A 19,750-nucleotide genomic window follows, 5' to 3' on the forward strand; every position below is an offset into this window, starting at 1 on the left:
ATTTCCTTTCCTCAACTATTCCACATTCTTTTTAAGCCATTTTACGACTCTCACAATAACCTCATCTTCTATAGTACCGCCTTCATCCTTTAATGGAGAACTTACCTTAGAAAGTGAATGTCCCAACCCTTTAAACAAAATTATATCTGCATTATTCCTTGCTGCCTTTGCTATTTGCACAGCTTCTACCGGAGAAATCCATCCGTCATTCAAACCATGAAGTACTAAAATAGGTAATTGGATTTTTTTTATGTCATCTAATATTCCTGCCCATGTTTCTCCAGGAGCATTTTCAGCAAATCGAATTAAAGTAGTAGGATCTGCAACTATTTCATCTGCCAATGGTATCCAATTATCTATTATGCTGAAGCTTCCTTTCCCTTCTGGATCAAGTTCTTCATTAAATTTCATATTTCCCTCCTTATCCGTACCAAGAATAAGTAAATACAGAGAGAAAGCGATAGATGTGGAGTCCGGTATACAATTCAAAAAATCCGAAATTTCTAATATGCTATCACTGTTGTTATCCAACTCTTTCAACTTTTCTACTGTAAGTTCGCGCAATATATAAGAGAAATAGGAACTCCATCCTTCTGCAATACCCGACTGAAGAATCAAAGCCTGCGCATTCGGAAAATCTGAAACTAAAGTTGTACAAACTCGTACTCCTTCACTCCATCCATAAAACAGAATTCCTTCCACTTCAGACAAGCCAGAAACAAATCTCGTTACCTCTCTGGCATCCCGAATAATTATTTCTATATCATAATTTTCTCTTTTATCATAACGAAATACCGCATATCTAGCTTTCACAAACCCTTCGCTCAATAAATCAAAATTACGGGATACTATACCTCCCATGGATTCAACTGTAGCGTGCCGATCAGATGGACCGGAACCATGAAATAAAATAATCGTTTTCCATTGACCTTGCCTTTCTGGCAAATCTAATTCTCCTGAAATTTTCATTCCATTTTCCAAAGTAATTTCCAATTCTTTTACAAACATATTTTTATTCTCCCTAATATTTTTCCATAAATTTCTTTATATTATTTACATAAGCGCCAAAAATATCAGTAATATATTGTTTATCAAAGATGTCAATAATATAATCCCATGAAATCTTCAAATATCCCAAATCATCTCTTACATGGTGATCTAAAACCACCTGCGGTGTTTGGCTTATCGCATATTCTTCTTTGAATGAATATCTTTTTTTTGTTACCTTAGACACATTCCCCTCCAGCATACAAGTAAACACTACTGGCATAATCGCTTTTCCTGCTCTACCTGAAGAAAGCATTTTTAATATATTGCTTCCTTCAAATTTTCTATATTGAACTAACCGCCACATCTGTTCTTGAGTTGCTCGAATAGCATCCAATAAAGAATCCGTTTTTTCTTGGTATGATATTACTGCATTGTTAGTAAATTCACCCAGTATCCCATTCACATCTTCATGCAATAACTGTCTATTAAACAATGTTACATTTATGGAAAGTCCTGGAGTTTCACTATATTGTGCCAGTGTTTTCATAAAAATTGTAGAAATTACTGCAGCAGGAGTAAAATGATAGTTTTTTATTTTCTGATATAATCGTTGTGTTTCTATAAAAGAAAAATCACATTCAATTCTATCAAATCTTACATTCTGCACTTCTGCAAATTTTTTCTGGTAATTCAGTTTGGGAAAGCTCGGCATATTTTTTACTTTTTCTTTCCAGTATTCTTCAGCTTCCAAATCTCCTTTATCTGTTTTTAATCTCATGTAATTCATAAAAGAGATTCGTGGAAATTTAACATCTTTTCCATAGTACAAACTGAAAATCTCGTTCAACAGTAATTTTGCACTCCATGCATCCAAAATAATACAATCAAAATCTACATGTAAAACACTTGTCTTTCCTGATGTTTTCCCAACGCAAAAATGGAACATGGGCCATTTATAATAATTATACCTATGATGACTTCTCTCTAGCCGCTTTTGCTCTCTATCATTCCCATCATATAATGAATAAACTGGCACAGAATAATATGGCACATTATCTAAAAAACTCGCTTTCCCCTCATGTGTTACAATCAACCGTAATGCATCATTTTTAGAAATAACCAGATTTATCATTTGCTCAAGTCGTTCAACATCCAAAGATTCTATTGTATATTCGATGTAATAATGCGCATTTATATTTCCCAACTCACACCCAGCCGTTTGTCCCACAACATAAGCTGTTTGTATTGATGTTAATGGAATCACATTTTTTTCGATCATTCGAAAGAAATCTAAAATTTGACCTTTAGCCATTTTAAGAATCCTTAATGTTTCCGGTGCCAATTGTCTGTTTTTAGATCTGTATCGAATTTTCTCCCCTTCTCCCCAAATTTGAATGCCATTCTCTCTAAGTTGCTCCAAAAACTCCAAAATATCGGTATCATTATTAAATATGTATTTACTCATTACGTTTCCTCTAATATATATCTTTCGATTTTGCTGATAGTCGGATACTCAAATAACTTGCCGATATCCATAAAACACCCTATTTTCTCCGTCATTTGGTTAGTAATTTGTATTGCCTGTATCGAATTTCCACCTATTTCAAAAAAGTTATCATTTATATCAATATTTTCAATTTTTAAAACTTCTCTCCAAATTGCGAGTAATTGCTCCTGAAGTTGAGTAAGCTGTTTACAATTATTATTCTTTTTAAAAATAGGCTTTCTATTTTTTTCTGCAACAATCAAAATTTTATGAATATCCTTTTTCCCATTTGAATTAAGCGGAATAGCATTCGTTTTAATATATTCTGTTGGAATCATATAGATCGGAAGATCTTTTTTTAACATTTCCTTATAAAACTTGTCTATCCGGTCACGATACCTTTTTTCCTCTACTAATACAGCACATATGTCTTCTATCGCATTATCCCTTTTAAAAAAAACAAACGCTTCCGTTATACCTTGAATCCTTCGTAATGCAGCTTCAATTTCGCCCAATTCTACCCGATATCCATTGATTTTTACCTGATTATCCAATCTTCCAAGAAATTCAATATTACCTTCATTCCAATACCGTCCCATATCTCCAGTACAATACAATCGTTCCCCAGTTCTATCTAAAACAACAAACTTTTCTTCTGTTTTTTCATTATCGTTTAAATATCCCTGTGCAACGCCATCTCCGGCAATATAAAGTGTTCCCGGTACCCAGTCAGGGCAATCTTCCATATTCTGATCCAGAACATAATACTTCTGGTTTGCAAGCGGTTTCCCATACGGAATACTCTTCCAATCTTCCGGCACAATCTCTGGGATCTCGAAATGATTGGACCAAATACTGCCTTCCGTCGCTCCTCCAAGTGCAACAATCTCAACATTCTGAAACAGATTACGGATTCTCCCCGGAAGTGAAACCGGAACCCAGTCGCCACTCATCATTACCAACCGCAACGATTGTGAAGTTACCTGCCTTTGATATTCCTCATATTCTGCCAGCATTTCTACAAAAGCTGGCACGCTGTTCCATACGGTAATATTCTCATGATTCAACCAGTGAATCCAATGCGCTGGATCTTTTCCATATTCCGGATCCGGAAGAACCAATTTCCCACCTGCGCCTAAAACGCCAAAAACATCATAAACAGACAGGTCAAAATGAAGATTGGAGATTCCAAACGCCGTATCCTGTTCTGTAATCTGATAGCGTGCATTGATATCCAGTATTGTATTCACTGCATTATGGTGAGTAATCATTACTCCTTTCGGCATCCCGGTTGTTCCCGACGTATAGATTACATACGCAAGGTCTCCCGCCTTATTCTCCTGTGCTTTGTATTCAGAATCGGTTTTTAATCCAGACACAGAAATACAATCCCACTCGTGCAGCCATTCGGTATCCTGATCATACGCCTGATTCTGCACAAGAATGATTCTTGTTCCACTGTCACGGAGAATCTTTTCAACTCGTTCTCTCGGATTATGGATATCTATCGGAAGATATGCGGCTCCGGCAAACAGGATTCCATAAACAGCAACTACCTGCTCCCACCCTTTTTCCATAAATACAGCTACCGTCTCTTCTTTTTTTATTCCCATGCTCTTCAACTGCCCGGAAATGTAAAACGCCTCTTCTTTTATCTCCCGATAAGTCATCCGCCTGCTGCACGTTACCAGCGCCTCCTTATCCGGAAATTTGTCTGCCGCCTCCAAGAATAATCCATCCAACGTTTTCTCTTCAAATTCAGCCGCCGTTTCATTCGCCTGACGCCGTTTTTCTGAAATTTCCGCTGTTACCAGACTTGCCGTTTTTTCCTGCATGATCTCCGGATGAACTGCTAGCGTATGAAGCAGGCCGGTATATGCCCGGAACATCTCATCCAGCATTCCCGGATAAAATAATTCGTCCACGGAATCCCAAAACAGGCATAAACAGCCATCCATTTCAACCACCTGATGATCCAGCCACACCTGCGGCGTCTGTGAAATGTTATAGTTCAGTTTTCCAAGCCACTTTCCTTCATTCCACTGCTCCACGCCAAGGCCACTGGTAAACACTACCGGCATAATAGCGCCCCGCATATTTCCAGTCTTTTTCTTTAATTCGCGCTCCAGTTCAACCGCGCCATAAGCTGTATGCTCCAGATCTTCTGTAAGCTGCTTCTGAATTGCCTTTGTCCTTTCCGCAAAATTATTCCCTGCATTCTTTATCTCCAGCAATGTCAGTGTTGTAAAATCTCCAACCAGATTGTTCACTTCCGGATGCAATTGTTTCCGGTCAAACTGCGTCAGATTAAGTGTAAAATCCTTATTACTGCTCCACAAGCGGAGAGTCTCCGCATAAGCACTCATCAAAAGAACAGAAGGCGTTACCTCCAGTCTTCCCGCCGCGTCTTTTACAGACTGCCATTCTTTCTGTGACAGTTTTGCGCTCCGGCGACAGAAACGCTGCTCTGTAATCTGGCTTTCGTTCTTTGCAAGCGGCAGATCCGGTGCGTCCGCAAAAGTCTCCACCCGGTCCTCCCAATATTTTTTATCTTTCTCATAAGCAGAGGTAGACTTTATCTGCTCCAGTCCCAGCACGTAATCCCGGAAAGACAAAGTAATCGGCATTTCCGCTTTTCCATTTCGATATACTTCTGCCCACTCATTTAAGAGATGGAACATACTCCAGCCATCAAAGATAATATTGTCAAAACTGATATGGATTCTATGCTTCTGGTCCTCTATTTTAGTGATTCGCACATCAAACAGAGGCCATTCATCTGTCTGAATTACCTGATGAGACATCTCTGCCCGTTTTTCATCCAATGCCTTTTCTTTTTCTGTCACTTCCAATTGTCGGATATCCGTCACGTCAATATGATACTGGGGAGTATTCTCCAGTATGCGCTGCATACCATCCGGCTGGATAATAACACGCATCATCCCATGCCTCTGTATCAACAGATTCCATGCCGTCTCTGCGCACTCAGTATCAAGGCCGTCTGCATCCAGTTCAAAATAACAGTGCGTTGCAACATTCCCCAATTCATACAATCCGCTTCTGCCAAGCCAGTAAGCATACTGCACATCGGTTAATGGGAACGGATGATATGCTTCCTCCAGATTCGGTTTGATCTGCAGTGTATCTTCTTCTTTCTGTTCGGACTGTTCAATAGCTTTTGCCAGAGATTTTACGGTCAGATTTTCAAAAATCGTGCTGATCGTTATTTTGCAGCCGAAGGTTTTCTGTACTTCCGAGATCAACCTTGTGGCAATCAGCGAGTCTCCCCCAAGGCTAAAATAATTATCTTCAATTCCGATATTTTCATATCCAAATAATTGTTTCCAGATATCTAAAAGCTTTTCTTCTGTTTCTGTCGTTGCCTTTGAAAATCGGATAACCGCAGTTTCTTCTTTAAAATCTTCCCGCAATTGCTTCCTGTTAATCTTCCCATTGGACAATGTTGGGAGCTGCTCCATGAAATGATAGTTCTGTGGAACCATATACTCCGGCAGTTTTTCTGACAGATATTCCCTTAGTGCTCCATTATGATAGGACAGGACAGACGCCTGCTGTCTGCTGCAGCATATACATCTTCCATATCTCTCTGTCACAGCACAGTCTTCGCCCAATCCTGCCTCTGATAAACATTCTCTCCACAGCAGGCAATCCGGGGTAACCAGCCCTGCTTCTTTTCTCTTGTCCCGAATATCCGCAAAACCATTTTCCAAAAAAGCCGCTGTAAGTTCCTGAAGGTATGTCCTTACCACAAGGTCAGTCATCAGCAATATTCCGTTTGGCTTCAGTAATTCCGCTACTTTCTTTACCGCATCCGCAGCATCAATATTTCTATGTAAAGCATTTACCGATATCACAACGTCATAACTATGCAAGGACATCTGCTGCTTATCCATGCCTTCTTCCAGATTCAGCATCTCAAACTCGACTCTCTCATATCCCGCAAGTTCTTTCTCTGCTTCCTGCAGAAAATATTTTGAAGAATCCGCATAAGTATAAGCCACGCTTACATCTTCCAGTGCATTCAAAAACTGTCTTGTAATTGCAGTGTCCCTTGTACCAATTTCTATAATCTGGAGTGGCTCTTTTCTGCGTTCTTCTGCCAGAAGCCTTAATCCCTGCACCAGTCTTTCCACTGTTTCCTCGCAGCCCGGAATCCTCCGAAGCAGCATATTCGGAGCCAAAGCCGGCTCTTTCTGGTAGAATACGTCCAGCGGAACTTCATTCCCAGTAACCATATGCTTCAGATACGGCTTCAGTTTATTAAAATACGTTTCCGTATCTCCAGCTTTTTCCGGTACAGCCACTTCCTTCCCGGTACGCGATAGTCTGCCGTCCTCTTCTCTCAGGATTCCTTCCTTCTTTAAAATTTCCAACCATCTTGCCACAGTATTCTTCTGTGTTTCCGTAATGCTCCCTTTTTCAAAAATTTCCTTCTGCGAAAGAACTTCCTTCTCTGATACAAAAATGCCTAACTCTATGAGTGTCTCCAGCATAAGCTGTACACATCTCTGGTCTGCATAGGCAAGGAAATTTTTGTATGCTGTCTTCCGTTCCTGCTGCATCTGCCAATTGCTGACATCATCCTTCAGTTCTTTCCAGCCCCCGCCAAAGATATCTGTGCCGTACAAATACGTTGTAACTTTAGAATCTTCCTGTATCGGCGCTCCGATATAAGCAGCCAGCGTTTTATTGCCATGACCATCACTAACTGTATCAACAACTGCATGAGCCACACCCGGAAACTCCTGAATCGCATGTTCAATTTCTCCCAATTCAATCCTGTGTCCGCGAATCTTTACCTGATGGTCTTTTCTTCCCAAAAATTCAATTGTCTCATCATCCCAGATTCTTCCGAGATCGCCGGTCCGATACCATCTTCCATACTGATCTGTGATAAATTTCTGCCCCGTAAGCGCAGAATCTCCCCTATATCCTTTTGCTACACCAAAACCGCCAATCCAGAGTTCGCCTTCTGCCCAGTAAGGGCAATCCCTTCCATACTCATCCACAACACGATATGCCTGATATCTGAGTGGCTTTCCATAAGGAATAGATTTCCAGTTTTTCGGCATCGGCAGGGTAACATTCTGATAATTGGACCAGATACTTGCCTCTGTAGCTCCTCCCATAGCGACAAACTGGCAATCCTCTGTCCATGCCGCAACCCTCTGCGGGAGATCCATCCCAATCCAATCTCCAGAAAGCATAACCGCCCTGATCGGCAGTTTCTGTTTCATGGATTCCGCCCGTATCAAAAGCATATCCAGAAGCACCGGCACTGAATTCCAAACGGTAATCTGATATTTCAACACTTGTTCCAGCCAGTAATCCGCATTCCTTCTCTCCTGCTCTGGAAGCAATACCAATGTTCCTCCTGCGCCTAAAATTCCAAAAACATCATATACCGACAGGTCAAAATCCATAGCTGATACAGCCAGCGCCCGATCTGCACTTGTCACATGGTACTTTTCATTAATATCCTGAACCGTATTCCATGCGCTTTCATGCGCAATCTCTACACCCTTCGGAACACCTGTAGAGCCTGACGTCATGATGATATAGGCGCTGTCCTTCGGCGACACCTCTGGCAGTCTCACATTTTCCTGTCCCTCTTCCATACCTTCCATCACAAGGATTTCCGTACCTTCCGGCCAGTCCAGTTTTTCGGATAATTCCCGATTCGTGACCACATAGCGGACTCCCGTCTTCTCATGGATTAACGCTCTCCGATCTTTAGGCTGGCTTAAGCTGACCGGAAGGTATGAATTTCCGGAAAGCAAAATTCCTAATGCCGCCTCGATCTGTTCTATCCCGCGCGGCAGGGTAAGTGCAACCGGGACTCCCTTAATATCCTTTTCTGAAATCCCTGCCGCCACTGCTGTCGCCCGTGCTTTTAATTCCCCATAGGAAACCGATCTTCCGCTTCCCGCATCAATAAGCGCAATATCTTCCGGGCAAACTTCCGCATGGTTCATAACAGCCCAATGCAGGCATTCCACACGCTCCGGCACTCCTGTACGCGCTGTATCTTCAATTTCTCTTTTTCTTTTTTCAGGAAGCACATCAAATCGCTGATTCCAGTCCTTCTTTCCCAATTCATGCAGAAGATTCTCAAAACACTCCAGCATATCCGGGATCATATTCTCCGGGAATAACTTATCCACGCTGTCCCATGTAAGCTGTACGCCATTTTCATCTTCATAACTCTGGAAGTCATTCCACACCTGCGGCGTTTGGGAAATCATATAGGAAAACTGCCCCAGTTCTTTCCGGAACATATCATTTACCAACGGCGTTCCCAGATTGCAGGCAAAAACAACCGGCGCCACTGCCGATGCGTCTCCATACATCTGTGCAAGGTCTCTCTGGACTTGCACGCCGGAATATGCCGTATACTTCATATCCTCATGGAGCTGCTTCTGGATCCTGTCTAGCAATTCTGCAAACGTCGGATTCCCTTCGCAGTCAATCTCCAGCAATAACAGTGTAGTGAAATCTGCTATCACGTCTTCCAATCCCTGCTGCTCTGTTTTCCGGTTAAAAAATGGAATATTAATAAGGAAACGATGATTCCTGCTCCACCGTTCCAAAACCGTCGCATATGCAGTAAGAAGAACCATTGCCGGAGTTGTCTGGTATTCCTTTGCCCGTACTTGCAGATGAGCCCACTCTTCCTTGCCAATCCTTACAATCCTGCGGTTGAATACAGTCTTTGTCACTTCCTGCGGCCGTTTTGCCAGTGGCAGGCCTGGCCCTTTCGGCAAATGCTCCAAGCGTTTTTTCCAGTATCCTTCTGCATTGTTTCTCTCTTCCTTATCTTCCTCTTTCTGCCGTTCCAGATAAGAAGCAAAATTCCACCCTTTTGATTCTGCCGGAAGGCTTTCTCCGCGATAGGCAGCCGCCAAATCCCTCAATAAGATCTGCAAACTCTGTACATCGGCAACCAAAAGTGCCATATCCACGTGCATGCGTGCCCTATTTTCAGGAAAAAGCGTAAGCTCTATTCCTGCCACTTCGCCTTCCTCGATTTTTAGCTTCCGATGGGATAAACGTTCTCTGACAGATACTGCCATTGCCTCGGCTTCCTCAGATGGCATCCGTGAAAAATCATGAACCTTTATTTTTTCACAATACGGCTTATCCAGGATTTTCTGTGTCCCATCTTCCAGAAAGCAGGCACGCAGCATGGGATGATGATACTGCAGCACATTCCATGCTTTTTCCAGACGCTCCGGATCTATATTTCCCCCATCAAACTCTAAATACGCATGACAGTCTATTCCTCCAAGAGCCTGTTCTTCATCCCTGCCAACCCAATATGCATACTGTACGTCTGTTAAAGGAAACGGCTGTTTCATATCCTTTTCCGGCGTTATCTTAGATTCTTGCGCCCGTTTTTTGCCCGCTTTTTTCTTCATGCTGCGCTGGATTAGCGCCCACCAGCCTTCAAGGGTAGGATTTTCCATCAATGAACCGAATGAAACCTTAACCCCCTGTTTTCTCCACTGGTTTACCAGACGCATGATCGTCAGGGATGAAAGCCCAAGCTCCAGCAGATTTTCGGAATCTCCCAAATCTCTGGCTACCGGCAGCTTTTGTTTGATCTGTTCCTTTATCTCTATATATTCCATAATTCTGTCTCCTTCTATTTTTCCTGTGCCATCCGTTCTAATGCTTTCTTATCTATTTTTCCTACGCTGGTCAGCGGCCATGTCTCTACCCATTCTATCTGATCCGGCATTTTATACGCCGCAACGCCTATTTCCCGCAGGAACCTGTGGATTTCCTGTAAATCGATCCCGGCTTCATCATCGGTCACAAGGAATGCACATATCCGGTTTCCAAGGGTTTCATCCGGAACGCCGACAACGGCTGCCTCTTTGATTTTCGAATGCCTGCAAAGGTAAGCTTCAATCTCTGAAGGCATGATCTTTTCTCCGGCGCGGTTAATCTGCTCTTTGATCCTCCCGCCCAAACGTAACCTTCCGTCTTTCGTCCACATAGCTTTATCGCCCGTCCGGTAAAATCCGTCCGGCGTAAAGCTCTTTTTATTCGCTTCCTCCGCCATATAATAACCATCAATCGTATACGGGCCTCTGGATAATAATTCCCCAAAAACTCCTTCCGGTACGGCCTTATCTTCTTCATCCACAATCTTCACTTCATCCGCAGGAGACACCGGAGTTCCCTGGCATCTTGCGATCAGGGAACCTTCATCCTCCGGGCTAGTAAAGGACAGTAGCCCCTCCGCCGTACCAAATACCTGCATCAGTTTACACGGCCATTCTTCAATGATCTTATCCGCAAGGGAATCTTCCAGCATTGCGCCGCCCACCTGCAAAATCCGCAGGCTGGATATATCATAATCTTCATCCCATTCCAGCATTTCCATGCACACAGTAACCATAGCAGGAACCAATGCCGTTATCGTGACACCTTCCTCTGTAATTGCGTCAAGGATATCATCCGGGCTGGTCGCAGACGCAAGCACAACTTTTCCTCCCACGTCCAGCGTGCCTAAAAGCCCCGGGCAGCATAACGGGAAATTATGAGCTACCGGAAGAGACGCCAGATAAACGTCACTGCTATCCAGGCGGCATCTCTTCGCGGACATGCGGGCATTATACATGTAATCCGTATGGGTGCGCGGAATCAGTTTCGGAACCCCTGTCGTCCCGCCTGACAGCAAAAGCACCGCCGTTTCATACCCATCCACAGCCGGAAATGCTCCATTTTCTCCACACGTTTCCGCAATCATTCCACTGATATCCCCGGATTCGCTATCTATAAATATATGCCGGATACATGAATATTTCTCTTTCATCGCATTTGCCATCGGCACATATGAAAATCCCAGATATTTCTCCACCACAATATAAGCGGCCGGCTTTGCCAGTTCAATAATTCCTTCCAGTTCCGCCTCCCTGTGGGCCGGCAGCATCATGATTGGCACCGCCCCAATCTTGGAAAGCGCAAAAAACACGATCACAAAAGAAATCCTGTTCGGAAGCTGCACAAGCACTTTATCTCCCTTTAAAATCCCTTTACGCAGAAAAGCTGCCGCAAGACAATCTGCTTTTTGCTTTAATTCCATATAACTGATCTCGTCTTCACTGTCCGTGACCGCAGTTCTTTCTCCATATTTTTCCGCCCACCTATCAAGCTGTTCTCCAAAGCCACATCTCTCCCAGCCTTCCAGATTCTCATATTTGCTCATATCTTTCTTATAACCCATTTTATCTGTCTCCTTTCTTATGCGCCGCCACATACGCAGCATATCCTTTGATCCTGACCGGATACAGAAACCAGTCCTGATCTTTCTTATCTTTTTCTGCAATTTTTCCGTTTCTGACAGAGAAGAAATCCATTCCTCTTCCTAATCCAATCCCAAGCGCCTTTACATATGCCTCTTTCGCCGCCCAGTACTGGAAAAACAGATCCGGTCCTTCATTTTTTACATCTTCCGCTTCTTCTGCAGTATAAAAATTTTCCGCTATCTCCCTATAGTCCGGGCACTCTGCCATCTCCTGCACATCCACTCCGATATCCATTCCGACAGCGAATACCGCCAGTATGAATTCACCCGAGTGCGAAATGTTAAAATCCACTGTCCGCTTTCCTGCAATCTTTTTATGATAAGGCTTACCCAGTTCATTGACAGAAAAATCAATCGTTTCCATATCTAAGTATCTTTTTAAGAGGATCCGCACGACAACCTTCCCGGCTATATAACGCATCCTGTCTTCAGGAAAACGGAATCTTCCGGCTTGCTCCAATTCCTGCCCACTCAGGATATATTCATGGTTCTTCCAGAAATCTGTCATTTCAGACCAGCGGATACACCATATATGTATCTCATTTTCACGGATATAAAGTTTGTCTGCTGACAGAAATTCCTTTTCTCCGTATCGTTTAATCTCCATTTTTCATTCTCTAAAGCAGTCTCATGACCTCACTTATTACTTCGTCTTCACAATCCCGCAGATAAAAATGTCCTCCCGGAAATATCCTGTAGTTAAAATCATTGTCCGTATACTTTCCCCATTCCAAGATCGCACTCTCATCCGCTTCTCCGTCCTTTTCTCCGCCAAATGCAGCGATAGGCGTATGCAGCACTATTCCCGCCTTGTCATAATACGTTTCATCCATGGTAAAATCTGCCCGCAGCATAGGCAGAAAGAAATCCAGCAATTCCTGGTTCTCCAGTACCTCCTTTGGCGTCCCTTCAAATCTCCCCAGTTCCCTCTTAAACTCTTCATCCGGAAGATGATAGATTGGATTTGGCTCCGGAATACTAGGAACCCGGCTGCCGGAAATAAACAGACATTTTGCAGTATATCCCGCTGCCTCCAACCGTTTTTCCAGCTCATAGGCGATCTTCCCACCCATACTGTGTCCCCATAAGGCATACGGTCCGTACACAACCTTTCTTACAGCCTCTTCCAGGTCATCTAACATAACCGACATATCTATATACGGTTTCTCCATGATCTGTTCTTCCCTTCCCGGAAGCTGAACTGGACATACCGTTACTTTCCCCTGCATCTTTTTCGCCCACTGGTTATAAGCAGAAGCACCGCCTCCCGCAAATGGCAGACAAAACAAGGTTATTTTCTCTTTACTAATGTTTTCCGTATTTTTTATCAATTTCATATTCACTTTTATATTCCTCTGGCATAATGTTCTTTTTCTCTCTGTTTACCATCATTTTGTAATATGTTTTTCTCAATCATTTCTTATTTCTACCTGTAATTAGTTACCTCTAACTCTTTGTCAAAAAAAATTTTGATCCATCCCAATATCAAACCGGACGCCAAAACAATATGCGCTACCATAAGCCCCTTTACGATCAGGGAATATCCGGTCACAGAAAAAACACCTGCTATCGCACATTCAATCACTAAAATTACCCTCGCGCGCATCCCATAAACTTTCTTCTCTTTCACATCCAGTTTCTTGCTGCTGGCATCCACCGGTGCCATAGCAAATATGAATCCAACTGCGACAAGCCATATAATCCGCATTTGCCACGTCACAATTAGGTCAGATGCCAGATACTGACTGCATAGAAGGACAAGGATACTGGAAACAATCATGCAGCTCCCTGCTTTTTCTAAATGAATTCCTCCGGCATACTGCCTTAGAACAGTAAAGGGCAATAAAAAGACTAGCATCTCCAGCCAATTCCCCGTTGCGATACCAAGTATGACAGTGATAAGGTATATCGCGACCCTGCCCAGCAGTACACCGTAAGCATATTCATACAACCTGCGGTCTTTTTCTTCAAGAATCCCGTTCCTTTTTTGCACTTCAAAAAGCCAGCCGGTAGTTTTTTTCCACACTAGAATTTCCTCATTTTCTTAACTTCTTCCGGCTCTTCTTCCTGATAGTACAGCCAGTTGCACGCCAGATTTGCCGTATATGCCGTCAGGCAGAGTGCAAGACAGTTTACAACTCCAAGTACTTTGATACCCAAGCTTTTTCTGATTGTTTTTTTCATAGTTACATGCCTCCTTTTTTTTCGAAAGTTTACACAAAAATCGCCCTCTTTTCAATTACCGTGGCAAAAACGGTAACTTTTTGGGCGATTTTTGCACATCTTTATTTTATTGTAAAGATCAGCTTAACAGAGAACTCCTGTTCTCCGACCTCCACTCTCATAATTCCAGCATACTTTTTAACCAGTTTTCCAACCGTATGCAGTCCGATCCCGTGACTGTCTGCATCTCTTTTGGTGCTTATGTACCGGTCCTTGTCCTTTAACAGCGGAACAACATACCCGTTGCAAAATTCCATAACAAGGAAATGTTCCTCATTTCCCATATACATCCTGCATTCTACATATCGGCCATCTTTTGTCTTTTCTGCCGCTTCCAGTGCGTTATCCAAAAGATTACCTACGATTGAGATCATATCCAGTTCTTCCAAAAAGTCCAGCCTGAGATCATTACCCAGGGTAATCTTATAGGAAATATTCTTAGATTCCGCAAGGAATTTCCTTTCGCACAGGATGCTGTTCAAGATCGGGTGTTCGCAATACACACCTTTTTGAAGGCTCTGAATCCGGACACCTAAATGTTCCATAATCTCCTTGACCTCTTGATTTTCTCCTTCTTCCATCAAACCGGCTACTGTACAAATAAATTTATTTATATCGTGTAAGAATGCCCTGTTATCCTCATTGACCTTATTCATATACTGTAAATTAGCAATCTCCGCCCTGCTTTTCTGGTAAAGCCGGGCCATCTTCTTCACTTCTTCTGATTTCTCTACAAACCGGTCAAACACTGAGAAAATGAAGATATTCGTCAATAGCAGCAGTGAAGCTCCTACCGGAACCATAACCCTGTTCATTCCTTCAAAAGAAATATTTGAATAAAACACACATCCTAATATAATGATCGTAGCGGTTGGCAGCATGAGCAGCACAGTAAAAGTTTTATTCTCAATCGTCAGATAATCCCTTTTTCTCGTTACCTGATTAATGCATTTAATAAACAGAAATGTCATGGTACTCATCAGTAGTAGCGCTAATGTCTTTTCTATTTCCGTCCCAAAACCCTCAGATGCACCTGTCACGCCATACGCATTCGTAAGCGTTGCAAAGAGAAATTCAGGAATAATTGCCAGCACATAATAGCAGCATACTATAACCAGCTTCTTCCATATATTTCCCCGGAACACAACCATTGACACAATCATATACGTTACCGGAATCATTACCATATTAAATATTGAGGATTCCAAGTGGTTGATTCCGAGCATTACCAGCGCTATGACAAAATATACGAGAAATTTTCCCAAAAAGTTTTCTCTTCTGTATGGGAGCATGTTCTTTTCCAGATCTTCCAACAGATACATCTGAAGAAGGCAGATCAAAAAATCTCTTACTATCATACCATGCCGTTCCTTTCCCCAAGAAACATGATCAGAGCGTCAGCAAACTGACCTTTTCTCGACCTTGAAACATTCAATTGGATTCCCATCTGTAGCAGCGCCACATTCTTTTCCAATCCTTCCACTTTCGCCAGATTTACAATATAACTGTTATGTGCATACTCAAATCCCCTTCCGGCCAGACGTTCATATAAATCGCCTAAAGATTCCTTACAATGCATCTCATCTATCTCCCCCTGCCTAGCAACGTATATAGAGCAACCCCTTTTCGCCAGACAGATATATAAAATGTCTTCCGTATAGATACGAATTACTCTTCCCGCTGATGTAACCGTCACGGAATAATCTCCACAGTGCAATTTTACTTTTGATAAAATCGCAGGGATTTCCCTTTTCAGACTTCTGTCATGCAAGTCTTTCATAATATAACGGAACGGCTGCCCAATATTGATGCTATCTGGAGTCGGTTCAAAGTATCCGGAGCAGAACACCAATATCGCTGCCCTATTGTATTCCCTCAGCTTCAGTACCGATTTATTCCCATCCAATCCGGGCATACGCATATCCATAAAGACCAAATCATGCAAAATATCAGCATTTTCCAGTAGTTCCTTTCCTGACTCGTATTCATAAAACCGTATCTCGCTCTTAGGAAGAATCCCTTCCGTTTCTATAACCTTCTCTATTTTCTCCCTATAATTTTTATCATCATCGCAAATTGCTATTTTATACATCTATGTCCTCATAGGTTAGTTTTTCCTAACTCTTTTTCATAAAAAATCCATCCTGCAGAATCTGAATCCTATGAGCATTTACTCTTCCTATAGTTCGGGTTCCAAATCTGCAAAGATGGGATCAGCAAAAAATTCCTGTATTGTGACATCCAATCCATCGCATATCTTTTTTATTGTAACTACGCCAGCATTCTTACTCTGACCATACAAAATATTCTTTAATGTCGAAGGAGGAACGCCAGAACATACCGCCGCCTCATTCACTGTGATATCTTTCTGATTAATCAGATCGTTTAAACGATATATGACCGCTGTTTTTATATCCACGGTATCGACCACCTTTTTTTCTTCTATTTTATATAAATCGGCTTTAAAAGGTCGCCCATATATAGTCTTTTTGATCTATGTACGATATTTTTTTAACAGTTTTTCTTATTCTAGCAGAAATCAGCTAAATTTCTATATTTTATTAGATACATGAAACCCTGTGAGAACATTTCTGATCCTACGCAGGGTTTTCCACTTTGTTATAAAATTTTTATATTTTCCAGTATGCTGGATCGGAGTTATCATTCAACTTTCCTTCTGCTACCGATTGTAAAAACATATTTTACGAATAAATATTCAGCAGTTCTTCCGGAGAAAGCAGTGTAATCCAAAAGGAAAGAAAATCCTTTTTATTCCTTGTCACAATCGCATCACACTGATTCGCCTTCGTACAAGTTGCAAGCAGGCAGTCTTCAAAATCAGATACTCTCTGCAAATAAGCAGGCAGCACATCTTCGTTCGTCACTGTCAGCACTTTTGCTATGTCCAAAACGGAGCCAAGTGCCTTTCTATAAATTTATACCGTTCTTACATCCCGATCAGCTCCTCTCTCCGGGTCATCTTTTCCCTGCTTTTCTTGGATTTTTCTCTTATTGATTTCCAGTCGTTCATGAATAGATGGCTTCTTTGCCTTCGTAGTTGCTTTATTCTTTTCTGTTTGCATACTCGAAACTACCTTTTTCACAGCTTTGTCATTATCCCCTTTTGTCACATTCGCTGCTCTTGACGCTTCTACTCTGCTGTCCTGCTTTTCTGCAACCTGCCGTTCCTGCTTTTCCTGCACACTTTTTTCTTCCAGACTGCAAAAGCTCTGCAAATATGGCAGCACATGGTTCTGCATATCGGTCAGATCTTCCATACACTTCTGAAACTCTTCATTTCCCTTGTTTTTCAGATAACCAATCCAACTTTCATCCGTAAGTTTCAGTTCATTTTGGAGTTTCAGCTGACTTAAAATACCGCCATTTCCTGTTCCAATATCTATTTTCCCTTTGAAATATTGCAGCATTTTATCGCCTTTTTCCGCATAATATATAGTAAAAAACATCTGGGCTGTTACCATCGGCTCATCCGTCCTCGGATTACGGTCTGCGTACCATTCCTTATCCTTCTGTGCAGTACGGGAATCCAGATCTGAGAGCTTCTGACAGCGTGGTTCCATCAGCTCCCGCTTTTCACAGTAATTCACATACACCATCGGCTCTGTTTCTTTGGATATATCTGGTTCGTAGGATTTCAGCCGTTCCAGCAAAACACCTGCCCACACGGACTGCTCACAGTCTTCTTCAATCACATCCTTCAGAAAGGAAATATAAGAACCAACATTTCCACTTTGCAGATCCAGCATGACTTCCTGTAAGGTATCCTGCCCTGGTTCTACATGATCCCGGTAATCATACGGATCAAATGCTTCTGCAATCTCATCCAGTGCCTCTGCCAGCTGTTCTGTGGTCATCTTCTCTGGATACATTGCTTCTCGAACATCCCTCATCGGTACATACTTGTAGTCCGGCAATGCTTCATGAATTTTCTCAATCCCTTCCCGTACCAGTGCAAGCTCTCCGTAAAACCGAACATCATCCATCAGATTTCCAAGTACTGTATTTCCTTTTACGATTGCAAATTCAGCATCATCGTAGTAACTGTCTTCCGGATCACGATAGATAATTCCCATCGAGCATCCCAGATACGCAGTTTCTGGATTCTCCTTATATTTTTCATAGACTGCAGCTATCTGATTAACATCGGTACTTTTTTCATAAGCTCCCATATCATGGAACTCATCACATTCTGTGGCAAAGTATTCCAGATAAGGTTCTTTCTTCAGTGGCATATTGTTAAGTACATTGTCAATCATGTTATAATTCTCCTCTTCCAGTTCTTCTACCTTAGCCAGTGGCTTATATTCGCCCTGGCTTTTCTGAATCTCTGCCATTACAACCTCATCCATTTCTTTCACTTTTTCCATCAACTGATCATAATCCCCACGGATGCGTTCTCCAGTCCAGCCTTCGTCTTCCAAAAGTTCCTCTGCCGCTTCTTCAATAGAAATTTCATCATTTTCATAGACGCCACCATCCATCAGACGGAAATCTTCATCGTAAAAGGAATAATCGTATCCTTCTTCTGTCCTCTGAATAGCAAAATACCGTTCTCCTACCTCATATGCCAGTTCACTAAGAACCTGTTCTTCCAGATTCAGGAAAGAATCCAGCTGTTCAAAACTGATACTGTCTACAAAATGAGCTGTTACTTTTTCCCCATCATTCAAAACAACGATATCACTGACAGACAGGGAATGCCCACGGAAGTCTTTCGGTCTATCAATGTTGAACCTTTCAAAAATATCATCCAGTGACGTATTTCCCAGTAATTCTCCAACATAGACCAGCTCATAATCTTCTTTTTTTATCTGCATACCATGACTTTCAATAAAACTCATATTCATAAATACATAATTTTCGCCCGGTGAATCATCTTTGATCTGATAAATACCAAAGGTTCGCCTTGTTCCTAACAACAGGTTTGCCTCTTTCAAAGACTGAATCTGCGGATATTTCTGCATTTCCCATTCCAGGTTACGGAAACGCTCCCGTTCTGCCATGGACATCTGATAATGCTCCGGTCCTCGTTCGATTTCCTTGCGTTCCGTGACATAGATTGGTGATGAAAAATTAGTGATCAGATAGATATCTGCTCCGGCATCGTATAATTTCAGTGCTTCTTCCTGGTCAATGACACTCATAGGCTCCTGAAATGCTCCAAAATCTTCATCGGCATAATCCAGATCCTGATCCCTTATCCGTTCCCACATCTGTAATTCCATGCCAAACAGCCCTTCGTGTGCCTGTATCATTTCTTTACTTGCATACTCTCCCTTACCGCCATCGCTGCCCAGGCAATAAATCTTAGAACCCATTCTGTGATAATCCAAAGCTGCTTCTTTTCTGAGCGGCACCATGTCTTCTGCTGTATATCCATAATCACGTAATTCCAGCTTACCTATGGTTGGATCTGGTAGGTCCTGAATATCCATTTTTGCATCATCCAGAAGTTCCTCTACTTTATCTTCATCTGCCTGATTGATTGCATCTGTCAGATTTTTTACCAACGTCCTTACTTTCTCTTCCTCGCCAATCAGATTTGCATATTCAAAAATCTGTTCTTTTACATCTACTGGAAGCGCTATTCCCATGTGTTCTGCACGGTCTATCTGTTCCTGCGTAAATTCCTGCATTTTCTGCGTTTCTTTTCCTGTTATCATATTTCTCGCCATATAAATTCCTCCTGTGTT

At 42.2% G+C, this 19,750-nt stretch carries 13 protein-coding genes; all 13 read right to left on the reverse strand.

The features are described from left to right. Positions 1–15: 15 nt before the first annotated feature. The 13 genes from EHLA_RS07220 to EHLA_RS07280 all read right to left on the reverse strand — a co-directional run bounded on the left by EHLA_RS07220 (position 16) and on the right by EHLA_RS07280 (position 19,732). A complete protein-coding gene (locus EHLA_RS07220; RefSeq protein WP_015528438.1) occupies positions 16–1,008 on the reverse strand; it encodes an alpha/beta hydrolase family protein in 993 nt (330 codons plus the stop codon). A 13-nt stretch (positions 1,009–1,021) separates the two neighbouring features. Next, entirely contained in the window at positions 1,022–2,455 is a 1,434-nt protein-coding gene (locus tag EHLA_RS07225; RefSeq protein WP_015528437.1) for a condensation domain-containing protein, read from the reverse strand. After that, the gene (locus EHLA_RS07230; protein ID WP_096240012.1) at positions 2,455–10,128 is read right to left on the reverse strand and encodes a non-ribosomal peptide synthetase; all 7,674 of its coding nucleotides are present in this window, start codon (positions 10,126–10,128) and stop codon (positions 2,455–2,457) included. Before EHLA_RS07230 ends, EHLA_RS07225 begins: the two co-directional genes overlap by 1 nt. A 14-nt stretch (positions 10,129–10,142) precedes the next feature. Then, on the reverse strand, positions 10,143–11,732 hold the full coding sequence (locus tag EHLA_RS07235) for a (2,3-dihydroxybenzoyl)adenylate synthase (RefSeq protein WP_015528435.1): 1,590 nt from the start codon (positions 11,730–11,732) through the stop codon (positions 10,143–10,145). A 1-nt stretch (position 11,733) separates the two neighbouring features. Next, complete coding sequence (locus EHLA_RS07240) at positions 11,734–12,420, reverse strand: 4'-phosphopantetheinyl transferase family protein (protein ID WP_015528434.1); 687 nt, start codon at positions 12,418–12,420, stop codon at positions 11,734–11,736. Between the two features lie 10 nt (positions 12,421–12,430). Beyond that, entirely contained in the window at positions 12,431–13,150 is a 720-nt protein-coding gene (locus tag EHLA_RS07245; RefSeq protein ID WP_179961046.1) for a thioesterase II family protein, read from the reverse strand. An 89-nt stretch (positions 13,151–13,239) separates the two neighbouring features. After that, the gene (locus tag EHLA_RS07250; protein WP_054337272.1) at positions 13,240–13,839 is read right to left on the reverse strand and encodes an accessory gene regulator ArgB-like protein; all 600 of its coding nucleotides are present in this window, start codon (positions 13,837–13,839) and stop codon (positions 13,240–13,242) included. Continuing rightward, the gene (locus EHLA_RS07255; RefSeq protein WP_015528432.1) at positions 13,839–13,997 is read right to left on the reverse strand and encodes a cyclic lactone autoinducer peptide; all 159 of its coding nucleotides are present in this window, start codon (positions 13,995–13,997) and stop codon (positions 13,839–13,841) included. The genes EHLA_RS07250 and EHLA_RS07255 overlap by 1 nt, the downstream gene beginning before the upstream one ends. 101 nt (positions 13,998–14,098) lie before the next feature. Then, positions 14,099–15,394, reverse strand: a complete 1,296-nt coding sequence (locus EHLA_RS07260) for a sensor histidine kinase (protein WP_015528431.1) — start codon at positions 15,392–15,394, stop codon at positions 14,099–14,101. Then, entirely contained in the window at positions 15,391–16,128 is a 738-nt protein-coding gene (locus EHLA_RS07265) for a LytR/AlgR family response regulator transcription factor (RefSeq protein WP_015528430.1), read from the reverse strand. The genes EHLA_RS07260 and EHLA_RS07265 overlap by 4 nt, the downstream gene beginning before the upstream one ends. 87 nt (positions 16,129–16,215) lie before the next feature. Continuing rightward, a complete protein-coding gene (locus EHLA_RS07270) occupies positions 16,216–16,455 on the reverse strand; it encodes a helix-turn-helix domain-containing protein (protein ID WP_054337273.1) in 240 nt (79 codons plus the stop codon). Positions 16,456–16,738: 283 nt separating this feature from the next. Continuing rightward, positions 16,739–16,945 carry a PIN domain-containing protein gene (locus EHLA_RS07275; RefSeq protein WP_055059678.1) on the reverse strand — a complete coding sequence of 69 codons (207 nt, stop codon included), beginning with the start codon at positions 16,943–16,945 and terminating at the stop codon, positions 16,739–16,741. A gap of 27 nt (positions 16,946–16,972) precedes the next feature. Beyond that, positions 16,973–19,732, reverse strand: a complete 2,760-nt coding sequence (locus tag EHLA_RS07280; protein ID WP_015528429.1) for a YodL domain-containing protein — start codon at positions 19,730–19,732, stop codon at positions 16,973–16,975. Between the last annotated feature and the right edge of the window lie 18 nt (positions 19,733–19,750).

Source organism: Anaerobutyricum hallii (genome assembly GCF_900209925.1).
GTDB classification, from domain to species: Bacteria; Bacillota; Clostridia; order Lachnospirales; family Lachnospiraceae; genus Anaerobutyricum; species Anaerobutyricum soehngenii.